This window comes from Streptomyces sp. PU-14G, assembly GCF_041028275.1.
Taxonomy (GTDB): domain Bacteria; phylum Actinomycetota; class Actinomycetes; order Streptomycetales; family Streptomycetaceae; genus Streptomyces.
In genome coordinates this window covers 1-2420 of the sequence record NZ_JASKYT010000619.1, presented here as the reverse complement: position 1 = coordinate 2420, position 2420 = coordinate 1, and the positions used below count along the sequence as shown (strand labels likewise).

The 2420-nt window shown below is 75.3% G+C and carries 2 protein-coding genes; both read right to left on the bottom strand.

Annotated features, from left to right (window positions below; all coding sequences use genetic code 11):
* Positions 1-309: 309 nt before the first annotated feature.
* Positions 310-969, bottom strand: coding sequence for a SurA N-terminal domain-containing protein (locus AB8Z75_RS34105; protein ID WP_369208892.1), 660 nt, complete (start codon positions 967-969; stop codon positions 310-312).
* A 225-nt stretch (positions 970-1194) separates the two neighbouring features.
* The gene (locus tag AB8Z75_RS34100) at positions 1195-1884 is read right to left on the bottom strand and encodes a FadR/GntR family transcriptional regulator (RefSeq protein ID WP_369208890.1); all 690 of its coding nucleotides are present in this window, start codon (positions 1882-1884) and stop codon (positions 1195-1197) included.
* Between the last annotated feature and the right edge of the window lie 536 nt (positions 1885-2420).

Below are 2420 nucleotides of genomic sequence, written 5' to 3'. Positions count from 1 at the left end.
GGGCGCCGGCCGCTGAGGCCGGCCGCCCGTCGCCCGTCCCTCCGCTGTTCGCCCGTCCCTCCCTGTTCGCTCGTCGCCTGGTCGGCTCCTGGGCGCCCGGCCTCCCGGCCCACCGGCGCCCGGGGCCGGTCTCGGGGATCTCGTTCACCCKWYSAMCCTACGCCCSWMMGSCCCCGGGCGCCGGTGGGCCGGGAGGCCGGGCGCCCAGGAGCCGACCAGGCGACGAGCGAACAGGGAGGGACGGGCGAACAGCGGAGGGACGGGCGACGGGCGGCCGGCCTCAGCGGCCGGCGCCCGCCGGCGTGGGCGTCACGCTCCCTGGGCGCGGTCGGCCTCGCCGGACAGCTCGCGCAGCCACGGAGCCCGGTCCCCGCCGAGCGAGGAGGTGCGCGTGTTCCACTCCCCGTAGCGCGGATTCACATTGATCTTCATGTCGTCCGCGACGCGCGACAGCTGAGCGTTGATCCGCTGCGGCCCTTCCGGGGACATCAGGTCGATGCCCTTCGCGGCGGCGATCTTCTCGATGCGCAGCTGCATCCGGATGAAGTCGTCGATGTCGTCGGGCGCGAGGTGGTGCTGGCGCAGCCACACCGTCTCCAACTGCTTCTTGCCGCCTGCCTGCTTCTCCAGCTCCCCGCGGACCTGCTGGACCTCGCGGCGGCTGACACCGGCCCCCGCGTCCTTCGCCGCCTGCGCGACGACCCGCTCGCGGATCATCCCGTCGAGCGTGGCGCGGGTCAGCTTGCCGCTCTGCTTGATCATCTGTTCGCCCTGCGGTTCCGCGCGCTGCGCGTCCCGCACGGCGCCGACCCGGGCCTGGAGCTGCGCCATGCTGATCCGGTCCCCCTTCACCAGGGCCGCCGCGCCCGGGTGCGCGTCGTTGCCGCACGCCGTGAGCAGCGGGGTCGCGGCGAGGAGCGCCGCGACGGCGGAGAGGGTGAGCGCGGACCTGCGGCGTGGGCTTTCCATAGGGCCTCCCGGCGGCGGCGAGGGTCGGGCTCCGGCGCACGACCTGGCGATGATCGATGGTAGGGAGTCGAACGGCTCCATGACCACCGGTTCGACACCAAATCGACCAACGATTCGGGGGCAGTTGAGTCGCTGTCCCGTTCACCGGTTCGGGTTCTCGCGCCGTGGCGGCGCGCCGGGAGGGGCGAGGTCCGCGTGCCGCACCGCGTCCGGGCGCGGACCCGTTCAGCCCGCCCGCAGGTGCGCCAGCATCTGGGAAAGCTCCTCGTGGGAGGCGCGTTCGGCGGCCCGCGCGTCGCCCCTGCGGACCGCCTCGACCAGCTCCGCGTGGCGCTCCTCGCCGTGTGCGGCGTCCTCGGCGCGCAGGTCGAGCAAGGCGATCAGCTCGACGAGCCCCTCCCGCAGGACGGGGGCGAACTCGGCGAGCAGGTCGGTCAGTACGGGGTTGTGGGCGGCGGCGGCGACGGCCGCGTGCAGGGCGATGTCGGCGTCCACGAAGACGACGTCGTCCTCGGCCGCCGCCGCCCTGCGGCGGTCGAGAGCCGCGCGCAGGGCGGTGATGTCGGCCTCGGTGCGCCGTGCGGCGGCCAGCCCGGCCGCCTGCACCTCGACCAGCATGCGCACCTCGTACAGGTCGGCGAGTTGCGCCTTGCGCAGTCGGGTGGGCCAGTCCTCCCGGGGCGTGGTCGCGGTGACGAAGACGCCTGCGCCCTGCCGCGCCTGGACGAGCCCGGCCCCCGCGAGCGCCCGCAGGGCTTCCCTGACGGTGGAGCGGCCGACGCCGAGGGTGGTGGCGAGGGTCGTCTCGCCCGGCAGTCGGCCGCCCACGGGCCAGTACCCTTCGGCGATGTGCGCCCTGATGCGTTCGGCCGCCTGCTCGACCAAGGGGCTGGGGCGGAGGGGACCGAGGGACATGAGAGAGGCCTTTCGGTTTCCGGGAGGGGATGGAGGCGGCGTGCGTACGGGGGCCCGCGGCCGGGAGTCCAGCAGCGGGCCCGCGGCCGGGAGTCCGGTAGCGGGCTCACGGCCGGGAGTCCGCGGGCGGGCCCGCCCGGGTTCCGACACGCCACCCGGGTTCCGACACGCCGCCCGAGTTCCGACACGCCGCCCGAGTTCCGACGCGCCGCCCTGGTCGCGGGAGCGGCCCGAACTCCGACGAGCCGCCCCCGGCCGGTGGCGGCGTCGGTTTCCCGACGCGCCGCCGGGCCGAGCCACTCGATGATCCCACGGGGGCCCGGCGGCGAACCCAACAGGTCAGCTTGTCTGAGGAGCTGAGGTGTGGTTGAGTGACGCGCCATGATCGCCTGCGCACTCCTTCTCCTCGGGTGCCGCGGCGGGGCCTGACGGACCGGCACCCCGCCGCGGGGTCCCGTGCTGCCGGTCGCCACCCGCCGACCGAGCCGAGAAGGACGCCGACAGATGACCACCAGCGCCCCGCACACCCCCACCCC

What these genes read in the sequence shown, in the direction of transcription:
- AB8Z75_RS34105 (WP_369208892.1), bottom strand. Translation starts at nt 969, where the DNA reads ATGGAAAGCCCACGCCGCAGGTCCGCGCTCACCCTCTCCGCCGTCGCG.
- AB8Z75_RS34100 (WP_369208890.1), bottom strand. Translation starts at nt 1,884, where the DNA reads ATGTCCCTCGGTCCCCTCCGCCCCAGCCCCTTGGTCGAGCAGGCGGCC.